The sequence below is a fragment of the Paraburkholderia suaedae genome, from assembly GCF_040812055.1.
GTDB lineage: Bacteria > Pseudomonadota > Gammaproteobacteria > Burkholderiales > Burkholderiaceae > Paraburkholderia.
On record NZ_JBFOAH010000020.1, the window covers coordinates 22,441 to 42,983 of the forward strand.

Annotated in this window: 16 protein-coding genes and 2 pseudogenes; 9 read left to right on the forward strand and 9 right to left on the reverse strand. The window is 59.7% G+C overall.

Annotated elements, in window-relative coordinates:
* Positions 1-15: 15 nt before the first annotated feature.
* From nusA to ABQJ48_RS24460, 6 genes are all read right to left on the reverse strand, one after another.
* On the reverse strand, positions 16-1,491 hold the full coding sequence (gene nusA, locus ABQJ48_RS24435; RefSeq protein ID WP_367840550.1) for a transcription termination factor NusA: 1,476 nt from the start codon (positions 1,489-1,491) through the stop codon (positions 16-18).
* Positions 1,488-1,946, reverse strand: a complete 459-nt coding sequence (rimP, locus tag ABQJ48_RS24440; RefSeq protein WP_007182297.1) for a ribosome maturation factor RimP — start codon at positions 1,944-1,946, stop codon at positions 1,488-1,490. Before rimP ends, nusA begins: the two co-directional genes overlap by 4 nt.
* Positions 1,947-2,424: 478 nt before the next feature.
* Positions 2,425-4,293 carry a 23S rRNA pseudouridine(2605) synthase RluB gene (rluB, locus tag ABQJ48_RS24445; RefSeq protein ID WP_367840551.1) on the reverse strand — a complete coding sequence of 623 codons (1,869 nt, stop codon included), beginning with the start codon at positions 4,291-4,293 and terminating at the stop codon, positions 2,425-2,427.
* 62 nt (positions 4,294-4,355) lie between these two features.
* Complete coding sequence (scpB, locus tag ABQJ48_RS24450) at positions 4,356-5,594, reverse strand: SMC-Scp complex subunit ScpB (RefSeq protein ID WP_367840552.1); 1,239 nt, start codon at positions 5,592-5,594, stop codon at positions 4,356-4,358.
* A 355-nt stretch (positions 5,595-5,949) separates the two neighbouring features.
* Positions 5,950-7,197 carry a pyridoxal phosphate-dependent aminotransferase gene (locus ABQJ48_RS24455; protein WP_367840553.1) on the reverse strand — a complete coding sequence of 416 codons (1,248 nt, stop codon included), beginning with the start codon at positions 7,195-7,197 and terminating at the stop codon, positions 5,950-5,952.
* 210 nt (positions 7,198-7,407) lie between these two features.
* Complete coding sequence (locus ABQJ48_RS24460) at positions 7,408-8,310, reverse strand: LysR family transcriptional regulator (protein ID WP_367840554.1); 903 nt, start codon at positions 8,308-8,310, stop codon at positions 7,408-7,410.
* 402 nt (positions 8,311-8,712) lie between these two features.
* On the opposite strand from ABQJ48_RS24460, the pseudogene ABQJ48_RS24465 reads away from it, so the two are divergent.
* Positions 8,713-9,111, forward strand: a pseudogene (locus ABQJ48_RS24465) (transposase); the annotation flags it as partial.
* A 285-nt stretch (positions 9,112-9,396) separates the two neighbouring features.
* Positions 9,397-9,651 (forward strand): hypothetical protein, encoded by a 255-nt coding sequence (locus ABQJ48_RS24470; protein ID WP_367840555.1) that lies wholly within the window; start codon positions 9,397-9,399, stop codon positions 9,649-9,651.
* Positions 9,652-9,992: 341 nt separating this feature from the next.
* Here the strand turns inward: ABQJ48_RS24470 and ABQJ48_RS24475 are convergent, their stop codons facing one another.
* Entirely contained in the window at positions 9,993-10,316 is a 324-nt protein-coding gene (locus ABQJ48_RS24475) for a hypothetical protein (protein ID WP_367840556.1), read from the reverse strand.
* Positions 10,317-10,580: 264 nt separating this feature from the next.
* Between ABQJ48_RS24475 and ABQJ48_RS24480 the strand changes: the two genes are divergently transcribed.
* The 3 genes from ABQJ48_RS24480 to ABQJ48_RS24490 all read left to right on the forward strand — a co-directional run bounded on the left by ABQJ48_RS24480 (position 10,581) and on the right by ABQJ48_RS24490 (position 12,294).
* Positions 10,581-11,300, forward strand: a complete 720-nt coding sequence (locus ABQJ48_RS24480; protein WP_367840650.1) for a YdcF family protein — start codon at positions 10,581-10,583, stop codon at positions 11,298-11,300.
* A gap of 226 nt (positions 11,301-11,526) precedes the next feature.
* The gene (locus tag ABQJ48_RS24485) at positions 11,527-11,763 is read left to right on the forward strand and encodes a hypothetical protein (protein ID WP_367840557.1); all 237 of its coding nucleotides are present in this window, start codon (positions 11,527-11,529) and stop codon (positions 11,761-11,763) included.
* Positions 11,764-12,036: 273 nt separating this feature from the next.
* Positions 12,037-12,294, forward strand: coding sequence for a hypothetical protein (locus ABQJ48_RS24490; protein WP_006052974.1), 258 nt, complete (start codon positions 12,037-12,039; stop codon positions 12,292-12,294).
* Positions 12,295-12,395: 101 nt separating this feature from the next.
* Here ABQJ48_RS24490 and ABQJ48_RS24495 read toward each other — a convergent pair whose 3' ends face one another.
* Entirely contained in the window at positions 12,396-12,686 is a 291-nt protein-coding gene (locus ABQJ48_RS24495) for a putative quinol monooxygenase (protein WP_367840558.1), read from the reverse strand.
* 551 nt (positions 12,687-13,237) lie between these two features.
* Here ABQJ48_RS24495 and ABQJ48_RS24500 point away from each other — a divergent pair.
* Positions 13,238-14,533 carry an EAL domain-containing protein gene (locus ABQJ48_RS24500; RefSeq protein WP_367840651.1) on the forward strand — a complete coding sequence of 432 codons (1,296 nt, stop codon included), beginning with the start codon at positions 13,238-13,240 and terminating at the stop codon, positions 14,531-14,533.
* A 59-nt stretch (positions 14,534-14,592) separates the two neighbouring features.
* Here the strand turns inward: ABQJ48_RS24500 and arfB are convergent.
* Positions 14,593-14,928, reverse strand: a pseudogene (arfB, locus tag ABQJ48_RS24505) (alternative ribosome rescue aminoacyl-tRNA hydrolase ArfB); the annotation flags it as partial.
* 122 nt (positions 14,929-15,050) lie between these two features.
* Between arfB and ABQJ48_RS24510 the strand changes: the two are divergent.
* From ABQJ48_RS24510 to ABQJ48_RS24520, 3 genes are read left to right on the forward strand one after another with little or no spacing between them, the layout of a single operon-like run.
* Complete coding sequence (locus ABQJ48_RS24510; protein WP_367840559.1) at positions 15,051-16,454, forward strand: hypothetical protein; 1,404 nt, start codon at positions 15,051-15,053, stop codon at positions 16,452-16,454.
* Positions 16,451-19,810 carry a VPA1269 family protein gene (locus ABQJ48_RS24515; protein ID WP_367840560.1) on the forward strand — a complete coding sequence of 1,120 codons (3,360 nt, stop codon included), beginning with the start codon at positions 16,451-16,453 and terminating at the stop codon, positions 19,808-19,810. Before ABQJ48_RS24510 ends, ABQJ48_RS24515 begins: the two co-directional genes overlap by 4 nt.
* Positions 19,807-20,535 carry a hypothetical protein gene (locus ABQJ48_RS24520; protein WP_367840561.1) on the forward strand — a complete coding sequence of 243 codons (729 nt, stop codon included), beginning with the start codon at positions 19,807-19,809 and terminating at the stop codon, positions 20,533-20,535. The genes ABQJ48_RS24515 and ABQJ48_RS24520 overlap by 4 nt, the downstream gene beginning before the upstream one ends.
* The last annotated feature ends 8 nt before the right edge of the window (positions 20,536-20,543 follow it).

Below are 20,543 nucleotides of genomic sequence, written 5' to 3' on the forward strand. Positions count from 1 at the left end.
CGCCATGGTCATTTCTCACTGGAACCAGTGTTCACGTGCTTTCATGATCAACGCCTTAGCGGCATCCTCTTCCATACCGGTCATCTCAACCAGTTCATCCACAGCCAGCTCGGCGAGTTCGTCGCGCGTCTGGATCTTGTGTTCGGCCAGCTTGGCGAGCAGGTCGGCGTCCATGCCGTCCAGGCTCTTCAGGTCGAGCGCTACATTTTCGACCTTTTCTTCATTCGCAATCGCCAACGTCAACAGCGCGTCGCGCGAGCGATTACGCAGTTCGTGAACGGTGTCTTCGTCGAATGCTTCAATCTCGAGCATTTCGTTGAGCGGCACATAAGCGATCTCTTCCAGGCTCGTGAAGCCTTCGTCGATCAGGATGTCGGCGACTTCTTCGTCGACATCGAGACGCGCCATGAACAGGTCACGCAGTACACCGCGCTCCTGATTCTGTTTTTGCGCAGATTCGTCCGGCGTCATGATGTTGATCTGCCAGCCGGTGAGTTCGCTGGCAAGACGCACGTTCTGGCCGCTGCGGCCGATCGCGACCGCCAGTTCGTTTTCGTCCACGACGACGTCCATCGAGTGCTTTTCTTCATCGACGACGATCGACTGAACGGCTGCCGGCGCGAGCGCGCCGATCACGAACTGAGCGGGATCTTCCGACCATAGCACGATGTCGACGTTTTCGCCACCGAGCTCGTTGCGCACCGCCTGCACGCGCGAGCCGCGAATGCCGACGCAGGTGCCGATCGGATCGATGCGCTTGTCGTATGCGACCACACCGATCTTCGCGCGCACGCCCGGATCACGGGCGGCCGCCTTGATTTCCAGCAAGCCCTGTTCGATTTCCGGCACTTCCATCTCGAAGAGCTTCATCAGAAATTCGGGCGCCGTACGCGACAGTTCGATCTGCGGACCGCGCGCAGTGCGATCGACCTTGGCGATATAGGCACGCACGCGGTCGCCCACGCGCAAGTTTTCCTTCGGAATCAGCTGGTCGCGGCGCAGCAGCGCTTCCACACGGCCGGTTTCGACGATGAAGTTGCCCTTATCCAGACGCTTCACCGAGCCGGTCATGATGTGCTCGCCGCGCTCGAGGAAGTCGTTCAGGATCTGCTCGCGCTCCGCGTCTCGCACCTTCTGCAGGATCACCTGCTTGGCGGCCTGCGCGCCGATACGGCCGAATTCGATCGACGGCACCGGCTCTTCGATGTACTCGTCGAGCTGGATCTCGGGCTTCTGTTCACGTGCTTCGAACAGCAGGATTTCCTGATCCGGCTCCTGCAGGCCGGCTTCGTCCGGCACCACTTTCCAGCGGCGAAACGTTTCGTGCTCGCCGCTTTCACGGTCGATCTGGACGCGGATGTCCGCGTCTTCTTCGAAGAGTTTCTTGGAGGCCGAAGCGAGAGCCGCTTCGAGCGCGGCAAATACCACGTCTTTGTCGACGTTCTTCTCGCGTGCCAGCGCATCCACCAGCATCAACACTTCGCGACTCATTGTTTGCGGCTCCTAAAATCAACTTTCGGAACGAGGCGTGCTTTGTCCATGTCCGCGAGCGTGAAATCGAGCATCGCGGCGCCTTCCTTCCCTTCAAATTCCAGACCGATCGTTTCGCCTTGCGGAGCATGCAGGATGCCCCGGTACGATTTCCGTCCGTCCAATGGCTTTTTCAATGTGATCACCACTTCGCTGCCTGCGAAGCGTTCGAAATCCGCCAGTTTTTTCAGCGGGCGGTCGAGACCGGGAGACGACACTTCAAGCCGCTCGTAATCGATATTTTCGACCGTCAAAACGTGCTGGAGCTGACGCGTGACTTTCTCGCAATCTTCGATCGCGATGCCGGCCGGCTGGTCGATATAAATACACAGCATGCCGCGCCCGGTGCGCTCGAGATCGACGAGCTCGTAGCCGAGTCCCACGACCGTGGTTTCAATCAGTTCCGTCAGTTGCACAGTGCCCTCTTAGATGTTCGCGCAGCGAGCCTGCCGCCTGTTTTGCAAACAACCAATGCGGGCCGCGCGCCAAGCCGGCGCACGTTAGTGCGAACCCGAGATGCCAAACCACGATGAACTGAGCGGCAAAAAAAAATGGGCTAAACGCCCATCATCTTATTACCGGTGGTCGCACCTGAGCCGCACGTGAAAAGCCGCACGCCCAGCGACTTCGCGATTGTAGTCATTTTCCGGGACAAACGCAATCTGCAGAACGCCATCCTAAGCGCATTTCCGCCTGATTCGGTGGAAATCTGATGAGGATATGGAGGCGCTGAAGGCGCTTTCAAGATGAGCTGGCGCCGCCGCAATCGACCCTGGTCGATTGGTCGACCAAGGTTGACTACGCGCGCGGCAAGCGTCGATCGAATCCGACGGCGAGCGCTGGATCGTTAAAGGACGATTCGCGGCCCCGGTTATGCGACGCGGAACTTGCGCCTTAACGACCGCGCGAACGGCCGCGCGGCCCGCCGCCGCCGCGATTGGCGCCGCCCGGGTTGGCGTTACCGCCGCCCGTGCGATTGGCATTGCCCCCGCGGTTGCCGCCGGGACCCCGGTTGTTGCCCGGATTTGCACCACTGGCACCGGCCCGCTTGCCACCGCCGGCTCGATTGCCCGTTGCGGGCGGCGCACGATTGCCGTCGACTTCGCGACCGCCCCGCTGGCCGCCCGTACCGCCGCCCAGCGCGCTGCCAAAACCGCCGGCGCCGCGGCCAGTACCACGATTGCCGTAGCCGCCGCCCAAACCGGCGCCCGCGCCACCGCCGAAGCCACCGCCCGTCGCGCCGCGCCGGCCCTGACCGCGTGGCTGCTGCTCGAAGCGGCTATGCGACATCAACACCGGTTCGCGGCCGATGAAGCCCATCGAGGTTTGCATCGGGTCGGGCTGCTTGCGCTCCGGCGCCGAACTCCGGCCGCCGCGCTCTTCCGCCGGCGCCTTGAGACCGACCGACGCCAGCAGCGCGCGCACCTGGTTATCTTCGAGTTCTTCCCAACGGCCGCGCTTGAGGCCCTTGGGCAGCGAGATCGGGCCGTGACGCGTGCGGATCAGCCGGCTGACCATCAGACCGGCTGCCTCGAACATGCGACGCACTTCACGGTTACGCCCTTCGGCGAGCGCAACGTGATACCAGTGATTGGTGCCTTCACCACCCCCGTCGCGGATGCGCAGGAAGTTCGCCGGACCGTCGTCCAGTTCGACACCGTGCAGCAACTTCTGACGCATGCCTTCGGCCAGCTCGCCGACCACGCGCACCGCATATTCGCGCTCGACGCTGTAGCGTGGGTGCATAAAGCGGTTCGCCAGATCGCCGGAGGTCGTCAGCATCAACAGTCCTTCGGTGTTGAAGTCGAGGCGACCGACCGCGAGCCATTTGGCGGTTTTCATCGGCGGCAGATTGTCGAACACCGACGGACGGCCCTCCGGGTCCGCATGGCTGACGATTTCGCCGGTCGGTTTGTGGTACAGCAGCACACGCGGCGGCTTGTTGGCCAGCTTGCGCTTCACTGGCTTGCCGTTGATGCGAACCTGGTCGGTCGGCATGATGCGCTGGCCGATGTGAGCCGGCTCGCCGTTCACCGAAACCCGTCCGGCGACGATCAGCTCTTCCATGTCACGGCGCGAACCCATGCCCGCTTCCGCCAGCACCTTGTGCAACTTGGGCGCGTCGTCGTCCGCGGCGAGCACGCGCTTCGGCGCGGCCGCCTTGCCACCACGCAGCATCGGCGCGCGTACGCCGCCGCTGGTGCTGTTGTCCGCGTCGAACGCGGGGGAGCTCACGTACGAAAACAGGTCGTCCTGACTAGCTTCGGGGGTTGCCGCCACTTCGCCGCTGCGGCGATTCTGGCGCTGAGCGCCCTGGCGCGGCTGACGCTCGCGCTGGCCTTCCCGCTGCCCTTGCGTCTGAACTTCGCGCGGCGCGCCGTCCCGCTGACCACCGTCGCGCCTCGCGCCGCCCGCCTGGGCGTTGCGCCGCGAGCCCTGGCCCTTGGCACCGCCCTCCTTGCGCGGCATGCGCACCTGGGCGACCACCTCGCCGTCCGGCGGCGCGTCGGTGACGACCGGGCCGCCTTGCGTGGGCACCCCTTCGGCGACCTTCGCCTTCGCCCCGGCGCGACGTCGCGCGATCAGGCTGCGCGGTCCGCGACGCAGACCGCGGCGCGGACGGTCTTCGCCGTCCGCTTCGGCGCTCTGTGCCGGGCGCTCGCCCTCGCCTGCCGGCGCTTGCGGGGTGCGCGCTTCGTCGGCCCGCGCCGACGGCACGGCGCGCTCGGATTCGGACGAATCGGTGTCGTGGGTATGTGTCAAAACAACCTCAAAATGTCAGGTCGCGCACGCCCGTTGCGGGCGTGGCAGAAAGTTCGGTTACGTCAGGCGCTGCGCGGCTCGGCTTCGTCGTCGGTCAGCACGCCTGCGTCCTGCGCGGCATCGCGACGATCTTCCGGATCGCCGTGCGCCGCCGTGGTCGGGTTCGGCTCGACGGCGCGCTCCGTATCGCGGAGTGCGCCCGAGTCGTGCGCGGGTATTGCAGGATCGGCCAGGGAGACCGGATCATGGTTCTGTGCGGAGCCGGCGACGCCGGCCCGCGATGAGGCATGTGCTGTATCGGTATGCTGCGGGGCGGCCGGCGTCCCAAGAACGTCCGTCTGCGACCGCGGCGCAGGCGCCGCTTCGGCAGCTACTCCGGATTCTGCTTCTTTGGCCTTGGCGGCGCCTCCGGCTTCGGTGGCGTTGCCGCCTGCGTTGGCTTCGACGGCGTTGCCGGCGGCTTGCGTTTCGGTGCCGTTGCCCGCTGCTTCGGCTTGGACTGCGTTGTCGGCCGCTTCCGCTTGAACGGCGCTGCCGCCTGCTTGCGCTTCGGTGGCGTTGCCGGCTGCTCCAGCTGCCGCCGCGTTGCCGGCTGCTTCCGCGGCTGCTTCCGCTTCTGGCCCCGCTGCACTTGCCACTGACGCTTGGGCCGACTGGACAGCTTGCGCGTACCCGTTCAGCACCGCTTCGCCTTGTTCGCCCACCGCCGGCTCATGCACCGTCTCGCCAGCGTCGACATCGGTAAACTCGATTGCGTGCTGACCAAGCAGGTCCGCGTTCAGCTGCGCCGACGGATCGGCGAGCGGCGGCAATTCGTCGAGCGCAGTCAGTCCCAGGTCGTCGAGGAATTGCCGCGTGGTCGCGTACAACGCCGGACGGCCGGGGACATCGCGATGACCGATCACTTCGATCCAGCCGCGATCTTCGAGCTGCTTGACGACCTGCGTATTCACCGTGACACCGCGAATCTCTTCGATGTCGCCACGTGTCACAGGTTGCCGGTAGGCAATGATCGCGAGCGTTTCGAGCACCGCACGCGAATATTTCGGCGGCTTTTCAGGATGCAAACGATCCAGATACGAACGCATCGCGGGCTTGCTTTGAAACCGCCAGCCCGACGCCAGCCCGACCAGCTCCACACCGCGTCCGGACCAATCCTGCTTGAGGTCCTCGAGCAAGGTCCGAACGGTGTCTGCCGACACACCGTCGGCAAAGAGCTTGCGCAACTCGCCGAGCTTTAACGGCTCCTGCGCGCAGATCAAGGCAGTCTCGAGGACGATCTTCGCCTCTTGGGTATTCATGCAGCTAGGTCAGACCCTGTGGTCAAAGAACCGGATCAAACAGACGATGTGGAACTGAAGACGCGCTCGCCCGATTCTGATCGGTCATATTGATGGGAGCACGCACCGGGGGGAGGCGAAACAGACTTCGAGCCAAACCCAGCCGGACGGAGCAGCGATATTCCTGAAAAGGAACCGCGTGACTGAACGCCATATTACGCAAAAAGCCTCTTTGCGTAAAGACGAAATCCCCTGCGCATTGTCTTCCCCCGCTCCAGCCAGCGAATCGCGGTGAAAAAAGGGAGGAACCCCGGCAAACATTCCGCGCTTTTATAGGCTTATTCAGTTGCAGCGCCGTTGTTCTCCGCCATATGCATTAAACGGTTCGATGCTTCGCCAGGAACCGCTGTAGACGCTCGACCCCGTCGTCGAGCCGGGCCGTGTCGCACGCGTAGCACCATCGTACGAAACCCTCGCCCTGCGGACCAAACGCACTGCCGGGCGCCACGCCCAGCCCCACTTCGCGCACGAGCGCCTTGCATAGTTCGAGGCTGCGAGATGCGCCCGGCATCGCGAAAAACAGATACATCGCACCTGGCGGCGCTTTGACGTCGACACCCGGCACTGCCCGAAGTGCGCGCACCAGGTGGTCGCGCGACGCCTTCAGATCGCGCACCAGTTCGGCGGTGAAGCACTCTCCCTGCTCGACGGCCGCGATGCCCGCCCGCTGAACAAACGACGGCGCGCACGAAGTGTTGTACTCCACCAGCTTGGCCAGATCGTCCATCAATCCGGATGGCGCAACGATCCAGCCAAGCCGCCAGCCGGTCATGAGCCACGTCTTGGAAAACGAATTCACGCAGATCACCCGCTCGTCGCGCGCGGCGAGATCGAGGAACGACGGTGCGGCAGGCGCCCGCGCGCCGCCCGTCAGGGCGTTGGCTGAATCGGCGTCCCCATGATCGGCGTCCCCATAGTAAAGACGCTCGTACACCTCGTCGGCGACGATCCAGATGCCATGACGCCGGCAATGCGCGAGCACGGTACGCTGTTCTTCGCGGCTCATCACCCAGCCGGTCGGGTTGTTAGGCGAGTTGATCAGCAGCATTTTCGTGTCTGGCGTCAAAGCGGCGAGCAACTGCCCGACATCGAGCTGCCAGCCGCGCTCGCCATAGCCGAGCGCGACCGTCTCGACATGCGCACCGAGAATCTTCGGGATCTCGACCAGATTCGGCCACAGCGGGGTCACGGCGACGACGCGATCACCGGCACCGACGACCAGTTGCGAGGCCAGCATCAGCGCATTGACGCCGGCGCTCGTGACGGCGACCTGGTCAGGGGAAGTCGCACCGTGCAAGTTGCTGACGTAGTTGGCGAGCGCCGCGCGCAATGGCGCCATGCCCAGGTTATGCGTATAGAAGGTCGCGCCGACGCCCAGCGCGGAACTCGCGGCGTCGCGAATGAAGGCTGGCGTCACACGGTCGGATTCGCCGAACCAGAACGGCAGCACGTTCTCGACGCCGAACCCGGCGTTGGCGACTTCGCGAATTTGGGATGAACGCAGCGCGCGCACGGCATCACGCGCATTCGGGATGAATGGGACAGACGAATCCAATTCGCTCATCGAGGGCTCCCGGACGGAAAAAATTGGCTGATGCTCAGGAAGGCGACAGTTTAGCGCGCCGCCGGTTCTGAAAGCAGCGAAACCCGCAGCCGGCCCGCGTACTGGTCCGAGGATGCCTTGGATGCGTGGGCGTATTCGGCGGCCTTCGCCTCGTTTTTTAAACGCAGAACCGCTCAGAGCTGGAAAACGCGCTTCGCCGCGCCGCCGAAGCTAACCGAGTTCCTCCGCCCGCGCGGGCAATCGCCGGATCAAGCCCCATACCGCTTCAGCCGCGGGCGATAGGGAGCGGTCGCGCCGCCGCACGAGTTCGACGGTGCGCTCCGCACGCGGCACGAGCGGACGGGCTACCATCGACGCGCCAGCCGGCAGTGGCAACGCCAGCCACGGCAGCACGCTGACGCCTACGCCCGCCTCGACGAGCCCAAACACAGTCGCTGAATGCCCCAGCTCCTGCACGACCGTGGCGTTCACCGCATATTCCTGCATCGCGGCGTCGATGATCGGCCGGCTGCCGGACGCGTAATCGAGCAGAACGAGCCGCTCGCCTTCGAGATCGGTCCAAGCCACCTCCTCGCGCGCCGCCAGCGGGTGGTCATTGCGTGCGACGAGGCAGAAAGAATCCGTCATGAGCGGGTCGCTCAGCAGGTCATCGGCGAAAAACGGGCCGATGATCACGCCGAAATCAACTTCGCCGGACTTGACCTTGCGCAGCACGTCGCTCTGCACGTCGTCGCGCAAGCCGAGTGCGATGTACGGGAACTCCCGCCCGCACGACGCCACCACGCGCGGCATCAGCCGGCACGCGACCGTCGGACTGGCGGCCACTACGACGCGTCCACGGCGCTGCTCGCCGATCTCGCGAATTTCACGCAGTGCGTCGTCGAGGTCCGTCAAAAGCCGCGACACGCTCGACACCAGATTGCCGCCGACATCCGTTAGCTGGACGTCGCGCGTCGTGCGATCGATCAGCTTCAGGCCAATTTCGCCCTCCAGTTCGCGCACGCAGCGGCTCACCGCCGACTGCGTCAGGCCGATTTCATCGCCGGCTCTGCTGAAGCTTTGCAGCCGGGCAACGGCGATGAAAACTCTGAGCTGTCGGAGCGTCACATTCATTTATCGTCCTCATTAATAACGCGATTTGATGCGGATTATACGATCAAAAACGGGCCAGACCGTTTACGACCTCTTCCGCTGCGGCGCAGCAATGCGGCGCAAACGCACGTCTGCCGGGCCTCGGTGCACAAGATTGGTGATTGTCCCGATTTGCGAGATGGGTTTTTTAGATTCTCATACGCCCCTAGCTAGCGCCCGCGCTGGCCCGCCGCCACAGGCTTCGAGGCAGTCGGAATGAACTTGGCACGCTTTCTGCATTTACATGCATACAGGTCGGCGCCATGACTTCTGCCTGAATAGCAGATTGTGGCAAGTCCGACCCCTTGGCACTCGCCTATCGAGTGCATGGAGAGTGCGCGGCGCGGGGCAGCGCACCGGAGTTAGCTTCGCTGAGGTGAAAACATGACGCTGTTCGACGATTTGAGAGACAACGAGTGGGCGCTGGTCGAGGCTCTGTTCTGTGCTGAACCGGCACGGAGCGAGCGGCGCGGCCGGCCCCGCGTAGAAGCGCGCGCAGTGGTCAACGCCGTGCTTTGGGTGCTGTCGACCGGCGAAGGCTGGTCGAAACTGCCGGGCCGTTACCCATCGCCGCCGACTTGCCGCCGCCGCTTCGACGAATGGCAAGCCGATGGTACGCTCGCCGAAATAGTTAAGCGACTCGGTACGAGCGGCCGCGAAATTTCGCTGCGCGGCCGGATTGGGGCGACCGCTGCCAAACCGCCTGCACCGCCGAGCCGTGACCGCCTGCGCGGCGCGTTCTGGACCAACCCGGAGTCGTGGCGCGCGCCGGTCAAAATGGCCTGAGGCCAGCACCGCTATTTCACCTGCGGGCGCCCGGCTTCGATCTGGACCGCCCGGGCGCGTGCCAATTCCGTTGACTCACTACGGGCGGCTCGGCATGTCCGAGCCTGTCGTCTGTCCCCGAATCCTCGCTGATCGCCATCGCAATTCCGTCCGAGCGCACTGAGCGGGCGCCCGCGATGAAACAACCATTTACTATTACTTACAGCGTGCTTTCGCGCCCCCGCATACCTTTATATGTATGCAAAACAGGCCTTGACTCGATGGGCTTGATGGGAGCTTCGCATGAAACCAATGTCACTGCTTCTGTGCGGCATTGTGATTTCATCAATGGCCGCACCGGCGCTTGCACAACAGCGCCCGCAAGCGGGGAGCTGGCGGCCGGATCGTGCGGCGGCCCTCGAAGCCTGGCAACAGAGCGAAACACGCAACCGCGATATCACGCCTGCGGCGCCGCGCGGAGACTTGCGCGGCGATATCGCCAGTAATGTGCGGGCACGGCCCGATGTGCCCCGGGAAGGTGGGGCGCACCACCGTTAGAAGCGGTGGTCTGACTGCCCGCCTCCGCGGTAGCCCAGTCGCCCCTTATGTCGACAACCGTTAGGGTTGCCTGGGATCAGCACAACTGGCAGACCGCTAGCTGACCCGGATGCAACCAGGTTGAATACTCAGGGAACCACCCGGCGCCAGACCAGTCTCATTTAACGCCATTAGCACAGCGTGGCAGTAGTAATTCCGGTACGCCCGTATCCTCGCGATACGGGCTTTTTTTTGGTGAGCACGCTCGTGGGCGTAGGCAGGCCCACTTACCTGAACGCAAACAGCGAGAAAAACCACTGCCGCGAGACAGCAGGGCACCGACGGCACCCGCCGGCAAGGGTCTAGGACCGGACTTCCAAGGCGGCGCTGGAACTCGGTTCCAAGGGGGTCACGACATAGTCGTTCGTCCGCTGAGCAGTCCAGCTGAGGAGCCGTTCGCTGTGTTCGAGCCGCGCAAACTCGGCTTTTCCGCGCTCCGTGAGCACGGCGATGTCCACAGGCGCGTGAAAGCCCGGTGCCGGAGCGACGGTGCGCTGGCGAACGGTGTCCATCAGGCCGAGCGCGCGAAGATATTGGAAAACGCCCGGCCTTCTGGCCCACGGGACCTGACGATATTGCGCTCGCCGCAGCGCTTCTAGTACCGCTTCGTTGGAATACGTGGTCATCTCACTTCTTTCTTAAAGTGCAGCTATGACACATCTATGCCCAACGCGTCACCGCGCCACCTGTGACGCGCGTAGCACCCGCCCATGGCTGGAAACAGGCTGCACTTCATAAAGCCGATTCCGCCAGGTGCTGCCTGGTCTGATTTCGGAAACCCCCGTTGAACGGCATGATAGCGTTCTGTCCACGAGCCGACGATGCAACCGCTGCGGCGCGATAGCAGGCCCTTGGATTTGTCCCGAAAGACATACGTTACCCCATTTAAATTGATTCTATTCACTTTATTAGCGCTTTTTTTTGCAGCAATCGTGCGATGGAAGCGGTCCCGCCGCCCGCTGATCCTGTTCACGGTCCTCCTGTTCTGGCTGCTGGCTGCCGGCTGGCTGACCGCACCGCTACTGGAGCTCGCCCAGCCGCGCGAGGCGGGCCCAGGGTCCCCCGCGTTTGCGCCGCGCACCGCGATCATCCTGCTGGGCGGCGGCACCGTTTATGACCATGACAAAGTGCTCGTCCCGCCACGTGATGTCCTCGTGCGCATCAAGGTGAGCGCGGACAACTACGCCGCTTGCAAACGAACGGCGGCCACGTGCCACGTGATCGTGAGCGGCGGCAATCCGCAGCGGCACGAGGCGACCGAGGCTGACACTTATCTGCCCTACCTGTTACGCCAGCGCGTGCCGCGCACGGACATCGTGCTCGAAAAGCGCAGCCGCACGACCTATGAAAACGCGCGCAACGTCTCTGCCATCCTCGCGCAATCGCATTACGACGCGCTGATACTCGTCACTTCCGCCTATCAGATGCGGCGCGCGTTGCTCGACTTTGCCTGTTTCGGCGTTGCGCCGCAGCCGCTCGTTTCGGGCGCGCGCCACGCACATCTGGGCCTACTGCCGCGCTATATCAATCTGCTCAACGCAGAAATAGCGCTACATGAATTGCTCGGGATCGCGCAATTCCATGTGTACCGCGCCATTGGATGGTTCTGACTAGCCACGCGCCGCGCTCAGGAATCGTTGCTCGGGTAAGCTCATGGCTCGACGCATCTGAAGTTGCGCATGCCGCGCTCGGCGCAAACGCAAATACAACGACTTGTAACAAATCGTAAAGACAGTCACAAAAGGGTCGGTTTGAGCGGAAGTTGCTCGCTAGAATGCATTGTCTTTCGACTGGACAGGCACATAGTCGGGTCCACAACCAACTGCGGAGGTAACGATGAAAAAAGTGTCCGTGGCAATCCTGATGTCCCTCTCTGCCGTCGCCGGCGCGGCGTACGCACAGGATAACGGCATCATGACAAGCACCGATCCGGCCAAGGCCGCCGACGTGGAACAGCGTGCGCAGGAATTGCAAAATCGCCAAGATGCCATGCCCAGTGCGCCAGCGATGCCCCAGAAACATCACAAAATGACTCCGCATCACCATAAAAAGGCGGACGCTTCCAGTTCGTAGGCCCAATTTCGGGCGCGGTCGCCTTGAGCGCGCAAAGCCGAAGCCGGTACTGCCGGCTTCGGCTTTTTGCTGTTTAATGGACTAGGGGACTGACGGAAGAAGCGGCGCGACGTGCTGCAAAGCGCTTGCGGCAGACCGGCAAGGGCTGTGTGGGCGTCGCCGGCCGCCGCGCGGGAGGCGTTCAGTGCGCGGCTATCGGTATGCTAAAGTCGCGCACCAACCGGCACCCCGCCGCAATCCCTAACCCGTGCGCACCCTGGTGCGGAGGACAGCATGAGCAACATCCAGCTAGACATCGAATGGACCGAAGCAGCCTCTCGCAAAATTGAAAAACTGATGCCGCGCGGCGGTCAGGAAGCGTTCCTCGCGCTGCCGCCCGTCGAGTGTCTGCCGATGGAAGGCGACGTGTTGTTTCTCGGCCCCGATGGCAAGCAACAACCGTTTATCGTCGCCGAGCGCCAGTACCATCACGACGGCGAAGCCGACTGGACCATCATCCTGATCCTCGACGTCCCGCAGGCCACCCACTAGCGACAATGGCGACGAGCGGGGCCGGCACCGGCCTTGCACGTCGCTGGCCGCTACGCGAGTCGCGCGAATTCGACTCCGACTCCCGGTCCCACTCCGAACACTCAGGCGATCTTCGACACGACGCGAATCTCCGCGTGCTCCACCCAGTCCGCCACTGCCTTCCTGTACGCCGCAATGTGCGCGGATTTCGCGTGCGCGGCGAGCGCCTCCTGACTCTCCCACCGCTCGACGAACACGAATCGGCGCGGCTCCTGCACGTCGCGATGCAGGTCGTACTGGAGTACGCCAGCTTCCTTGCGCGTCGGCCCGACAATACCTTCGAGCGCCTGACGCAACTGCTCCTCAAAGCCCGGCTTTGCCACCGAGATTGCCACCACTGCGATTTCCGCCATGTCTGCCCTCCCGTTCACGAAAAACAGCAGCATACCCGCGCTGCAGCCAGCCCGCTGTCGAGCGCGAATGTGCTCATGGCAACACATGGCGAAACATTGAAAGGTGCGTAAGGTGCGCGCACCGTCGGCGCCTGGAGTTTGGCGGGCGGGCGCTTGACGCCCTGCTACCCTCGCTTTCAGGCCGGCAACTGACTGAGATTGAGAATCCGTCTCACTCAAGGGCGATCGCACGCCAAGTCCGCGAGGGGATGCAAGCAGCGCGACGCCGTTTCCGACCGGCGCTCGGCGACCCGTTCGCCTGGCCAGTTCCCGGTCCGAAGTCTGTGATTACCCGCACATTCATGCGAATTGCAAACTGTTAGACTGATTCAGACTTATTGACTCGTTCCGCCGGAGTCCAGCATGGCTGGCATCGCTCTCCGCGTTCCTGGACTTCCCGGCACTCGCCGTGTCCACGCGCGCGCTGTGCATCCCTTGGGCGTCGAATCGAGATGCGCGCCTCGTCGTCCGCCAGCCGGGACGTCCCGATGTCTACTTTCCTCCCTGCTTCCATGCCATCCGTCAGCGAATTGACCCTTAGCGGCCTCCTTCCGCATCTGGTGCGCGGCGAAGCAGGCTGGAGCGCAACCTGGCGCGCCCTGACTTTGTACAGCGTGTTCCAGCCCGTCGTGTCGGTCACGCATCAATGCGTGGTCGGCTACGAGGGGCTGCTACGCGCGTTCGATCCGGTCGGTCTGCCGGTGTCGCCCGAAGTGCTCTTTTCCGGCACCCGCTCGGCCGCCGATGCGCGCGAACTCGACCGTATCGCGCGCTGCCTGCATGTGGCGAACTTCATGGAGCAAGGCATCACCACCGGCTGGCTATTTCTGAACACGCGCCCGCAGGTGTTCGAAACCGACTGGCCGCAACGCGCTTTCATCGACGAGTTGTCCGCGCATTTCGGACTGCCGCAGGAGCGCATCGTGATCGAGGTGCTGGAGCAGCCCGCCGACGACGAGTCGGCTGTCGCCAGCATGCTCGCCGCGTCGCAGCCGCGCGATTTCCTGATCGCGATCGACGACTTCGGCACCGGCTTTTCGAACTTCGACCGGGTATGGCGATTCCGCCCCGACATCGTCAAGCTCGACCGTTCGCTGGTCGCGCGCGCGGGCAAGCGCGAGGGCGACGATTCGATGATCGGCCACCTGATCGCGATGCTTCATCAGTCCGGCACGCTGGTGCTGGCCGAGGGGGTCGAGACCGATGAGGAACTGATGATCCTGATGCAGGCCGACGTCGATTTCGTGCAGGGTTTCTGGCTCGGCCAGCCGAAAGGTTCTGTGCAGGCGGCGTGCGCCAAGGTGCCGGCGCGGATCGCGTCGATCTGGACCAGGTTCGCCGATTACGAACGCGTGCACGCCGGCCATCAGCCGCTCGGTTTCGAAGGATTCGCGGAGGCGGTGCTAAGCGCCGCCGACACCTTCAAGGCCACTGGCGACCTGCGTCAGGCCGCACAAAAAATGTGGCATCTGCGCGAAGCGCGCCGGGTGTTCATCACCGACGGTCATGGCGAGCAGTCCCAGGCATCGGTGACGGCAGCGTCGGTGCCGCCGCCTCCTCTGCGGCTCGCGCCGCTCTACTCGGAGGCGCGCAGCAACTGGTCGCGGCGCGCTTATTTCAAGCATGCGCTCGCCGCGCCCGGACGCGTCGCGATGATGGGCCCGCATTATTCGCTCGCCGATGGTCAGGACTGCTACACCGCGGCCATCGCCTTCGAGCGTGACGGCACGCATGTGCTGTGCGTCGACTTCGTGCCGGCCGCGTCGAATACGGACGGGCGTGCTGCCGGCCAGGGGAGCAAACGCTGAGCGCGGGTCGCGGGTCCCGAACCGGTAGTCGGCGGTTGGCGGTTGGCGGCTCCTGATAGCTAGTCGTCCACCCGGCCACGACCGGATTTGATCTCACTGCGTTTGGACTTGCTCTCGAGACGCCGTCGGTTGGACGCACGCGTCGGCCGCGTCGCGACGCGCTGCTTGCGCGTCACGCTAACGCTTTCGATCAGTTCGTCGAGCCGCGCGAGCGCTGCCGCGCGGTTCATCTCCTGAGTGCGATGCTCCTGCGCCTTGATGATCACGACGCCGTCGCGCGTGAGCCGGCGATCGGACAGCGCGAGCAGGCGCATCTTGAGCACTTCGGGCAATGACGACGCGCGCACCTCGAAACGCAGATGGATGGCGCTCGAAACCTTGTTGATTCTTGCCCCCAGCGTCTAGCTACTAATTCTCCGCGCCACTTCTAAGTTTCTATTCAAAAATATTTAGGGCCTGTTTGTGTTTGCCCCTAAGGATACCTATACTCATTCACATGTGAGGCACGAGGATGAAAATGGAAGCCCCGGCTCAGGTCGTACTAAAGACAGCATCCGTCTTTCCATTACGGACCCGCGATGGCGGCAAAATCCCAATTCTCGTGGTGGATGACAGCGACGGTGCCCCCAAAATCGTCCCAGAAGTCACGGCGCTAATGAGAAACCTCTCATCTACCGGGGCGTCGTTTTCAAAGATGCGCGGCATTGCAGTTACACTCGCCTTTCTTCACGAGTATTTCGCTCTGTCTTTACATTACCCGCTGCTTTTACATTCTGAACTGCCAAACATTATCTCCGATTTTCTTCGGAAAAGAAGGAATGGTAGTTCTAGCGACGACGGTTTAGACTGGACACCGGTAAAAAGAGAAACAGTCGACAGGGACAGAATTTATTTACGCGAGTTTTCAGAATTTTGCTCCCTGCAGTATGGCTACTTCCCTCTTATCACGACGGGCACCAAGGATGCTTTCGGCCAAAATGGCACCAGCTTCAAGGATGTAATGCGGAGCTTAGCTAGAAACAAAACTCGACTTCTAGCACATCTCCAGTTCCGCCAGCAACAAAAGCGCCGGCAGCCCTCCACCGAAGTAAATCTTCCAGAACGCAGAATCTATCGGCGGACGAGCAGAGGGACATTTTTGTCGTTGCCCATGATAGAGGACCTCATATCCTCCACGCCCAGCGTTGTGCAAAAGATGGTCTTTATACAAGCGTCATTCGGTGGACCGCGGATAAGTGAAATCCTTAATATGTGGCGATGTGATGTGCTACCGGGCTCTTACAGGCCGCACCTATTTCCCGATGACAAGCCCAGTGATGTTCCATTACTGGTCATCGCTCATCCCTCGCAATCCCGTTACGTTGGAGGAATTAGGCCTAGCTCGGTAGATAGACTCCAACATCTTTCACAAGACTATAATCTCGCACCCCGGAATCTGTTAGACGCAGATTCCTTGAGGTCGGGTTGGAAGGGAATGCTCTACGACAACGATGCCTTGCTTATTTCACAGATATTTTGGGCAAACAAAGCATGGGCATTAATCTATTATCAGCTATTTCAAGAATTGCGGGCAACCGTCATTTCGAACCTTCCCGCCCATATTAGAAACTCGCATCCATATCTCTACATTAATGACAGCTTGTCTCGAGCAGAGTTTGGTCAGCCGTTGAAAATGTCGAACATCCGCAAAGCGTTTGCTCGCGCCTGTGGTCGCATTGGCGTGGATGCTAGCCGTTTTAAAGAGGGCATTCACGGTCTCCGTCATGCTTACAAAGCGATGCTCAATAAGCTTGGATTGAGCCCGGAGGAAATCCGTATCGCGATGCATCATGTATCAGCTGTGACGCAAGAGGACTATGGCCGCTCGGCTGCTCGATTGAATGAACGCCTAATTCTTGCACACAATCAGGATAACACATGAGTTCGATTCTCGAATTTGAAAGTTTCAGCGGCGGTGTCGTTCGGCTAAACCCATCCAATAGACATCAAATTCTGCACATACCGAACCGACTCACGTTAAACAAGCTTGTAGAAGAATTTAAAAGCCTTCACCTTCTCTGGCTACGTCGTTATCTCTTAAGTCCTGCGGGAGATTCAAATGATATTTTCGGGGCAGGCGCCGTTAAAATTCGAACCAAAAGTGACACCGGCGAACGTTGGTCAGCCACTTTGACGAGATTATCAATCGAGAAACTTCCGGCTGATGCGTGGGCTACGCTCGACCATGTACCGCCACTTGAAAACGGCACCATAGCCACTAAGCTATTTAATGCGTCCGACTCGGACAAAAGGATTTTCGTCGAGGCCGCAATTGGAGCAAACATTGAATCAATCGCGGTCGTTTTGAGAGAAGAATATAAAGACCGGCTAATCTACCCATGGCTATATCAAGCGAATGAAAACATTGACAATCCAGAAAAGTTTCTTTCCTCCTTAATTGAACGAGCTGCATTCGAACGTGAGCGACCTCGTGAAGGCAGAAACTTTTTACTGAATCCGATGGCCAGTTTATTTCTATTCTGGCTATCACAGAAAGGAATTGTTCTTTGCCCCATCGTAAAACCAATGTTTATTGGTGAAAACATAGGCCTTAAATTACATCTTACTTCCTCAGTTGCTTCACAAACCTTAAAAACTATCCTTGTCGCATATGAAAAAACTACTGAGAAATACACCAAAGAGTGGCGCGAGCGGCTCGAATTTTGTTATGAAATAGTTATAGCGTCGTCCACGTTTCGAACAAGCGACGACCTCAGCCTAGAGTTCTTCGAAAAAATCTATGAGATTATTGACGACACCTTTGCTCCCGCGGTGGCAGACAAATTATCGAAAATATATCGTCCTCTGCGAGACAGTTTGAATCAGCGTGAACTGCCGACTTTCAGACCGGTTAGAAAGAGCAATCCGCCACTTGAAAGCCCATTCGATTGGACGAAACTCTCAATCGACGGCCATCCAAGGAGCACATTCCCCCGCAATCTAAAATCCTCTTACCAGCCGCGGCCCGATATAATCGTGTGGGCTGACCGATTCACTAAATATTTGGTACGACTGCAAATAAAAAGCACAGGGAATGTAGTATCGTCGTTACAGACATTTTTGTGCTGGCTAGCTGAAAGTGAAAGAAAAATCTCACATCCCGGCGAACTTCGGCGGGAACACATCAATGACAATTCAAATATTAAAGAAAGTAGATGCTTCCGAGCATTCCTTGCGCGACTAGAAATTACACCTGAAAGCGCGAATGGCCATATCCTCCGCCTTACTTGGGCAATGGAGTCAATTATCGAAGAAGACAGTTTGCAAATAGCAAACCCTTTCTCGGTTCGATTCGATTCGTTTAAGGTTGCATTTGCACGCGGCAAAACTCCCCGACGGCCCCTCGGACGGGAACTACTCACGTATCTGAAGGATTTCAATCGGCGGAACGATTATTCTTTTTCCAAAGGTTTCGAATCTCACTATAGACAAGCACTAAATGCAAATGGCCAGTATGAAAACGTCTGGTTTCCCGGCCTTGCTGTGCTTATAGACCTACTCTTAGAACTTCCTTTGCGCAGCTTCCAAGCGAGGTACCTTGATACTGGGGAGGGCGATGAGGAAGTCGTCGTTTTTGATAAAAAAAGTATCCGAGCAGTACCTAATACTCTCTCGACATCAGTCAAGAAAAGAAACGAATCGTTGTTCTATATATTTGAGTTAGCGGATGGAACTCCTTCGCTCGGCCTTTACATTAACACCAACAAAACCTCAGTCGATAGGGAGACTGGATATGAAATAGCTTGGTGTTCAGATGAGTTGCGCGACAGTCTTAGCTTGCTAAGGAGCTGGCAAGTTGAAAACAATCCGGTCGCCCGGCCGATTCCGTGCATGGAAAAGCATGAGTTTGAGATAACAAAAAATCCGGAGGTCATCGACTCTTTAAAGACAACCTTTTCCATGTTTCGCGACCCCGCTGACCCGGCCGGATGGCCAATCAGTCGAGACAGACTCTTTGATTATTGGAGCAGCCTTCTTGCTGCTGTCGAAGACGAGCTTGCGTCTGCAGGCCGGGACATTCGGCTAACTGAAGCCAAGGAAGTTTCGAAGGGGCCCAACAAGAAGCCCGTCGTTAAGCGACTGGCAATCTACGACGTCCACACGCTGCGCGTCAGCGGCATCAGTGCGCTGATTGAGGCAGGGATGCCGCCTGACCTCGTGCAACAGGTCGCTGGCCATGCGACCTTGGTCATGACCCTCTACTACAACAAGATAAAGGCGTGGAAGCTGAACGAGACGTTCTCGCGCGCGCTGGACAAACTAAGTTCCGACCTCGACAACATCGATGGGCTCAACGAGGCAGACTTTGAGCAGCTTGCCAGCTTCTTAACGAATAGCCGTTCTGAGGAAGACGCAATAGGGTTGTCGCTATTGACCGAGCGCATGGGCCATGGAGACGGTACGATTGAAGTGTTCACACACGGTATTTGCCCAGCTGGAGAATGCGCCACTGGCGGGGAATTTCAAAACCAGGCTGTCGGTTATGGTCCAGTACCTAGGCCCTTGGCCTGCCCGCTGTGTAGGTATCGATTGACGGGACCCATGTTCCTCGTCGGTTTAGTTCTCAACGCAAATCGACTGATGCATGAGTTGCGTACAAAAGGTAAAGAAATCGCTGCTGCTAATGAAGAACGAGCCCGCCTTGAGGATGCGCACAAGCCAACTCATGCGGTAAAAGCTCGAATTGAGGCGCTCTACAGAGAAACTGACATTGTCGCGACAGAGTGGGCGGCCGAAGTCCAATATATTCACACGGTCGAGAAGATGGTTGACCGCTATCTTGATGAAGAGCGCGACTCGCAAGGCGAGCAGCCTGTTATCGTGACCGGTCTCGCGAAGAAAGCCGTCGAGAGTCAGATTGTCCACAATTCCGAGCTGGGACTGCTTCAGTCGCTGGTTGAAGGAGCGAATTTGTGGCCCGGATTCAAGCCAACTGCCGCAATCAGTGAACATCGCGAGTTCCTTAACGAGGTTCTCACGGCCTCCGGTCTTGACCCGTTCCTCCTAAAACTTCGAGGGGAACTGCGAGACAAAGCCGCTCTACTACTTGGGCGGACGTTGGCTTCTTTGGTGCCGTCTGACCAGCACGAGAATTTGCGTCTCACGTCTGACGCATTGGATAACTATCCTGTGGTCGCATCAGTAATTTCAGACATTCGAACGCGAGCTCTGACTTTTGACGGAGCCGCCGAAAATTTTAGCGTTGAGCCTTCACTGTTGACGGAGGATACGAAATGAGCGTTCCTGAAGTTGGCAAAGTCGATGCCTCAGAACTCATCTTCCAAGCCCTTCTTGCGGAGGTACGCAATCCCCGCCGCGAGGCAACACTGAAGCGATTGAAAAAAGCATGCGACGACCTTTGTGAAAGAGGTCTAGCTCTCCACCTATCCAATATTCAGCACTACGTTGAGGATAATTTCGGCAAGGATGCCGGCCCGAAAGCGCAGTCAATTTCGAACGAAAAGCAGCGCAAACTCGGAATGTATCACTATGTCCTCGCTCGCGACCGAGAACAACAGTTGGTGACGTCCGTCAACCAAAACTCGAATATCAGGCAATCAAAATCGTCAACGTTGTCAGACATTGAGGGAATCGACGACATGGACGTACGCGCGAACATGCGCGACCTTTACGACCGCCTGATGGTTACGGAGAAACAACTTGCGCGGGCGAAGCTGGTTTTGAAGACGTTGCAACCAGGGGCTGACCTTGACGTGGTCATCAACGGTCAAGCAAGCCCGACTCAATCAGAAAGTCCACATTTCTCGCATTTGCAGGTATCTGCACTTGGCAATCTCATGCGGATACTGTCCGACAATGAAAGATTGGCGGACGTAGGCCTAATCAACGATGGCAAGCGAGTTCGACGGAAACTTGGAACCCGAGACGAGCTGTTTAGTGTGGAAACGCTTCAGCATATCGAAGGATTACATCAGCAACTGCTGCGCCTCGGAATTGTTTGATGAAGCTG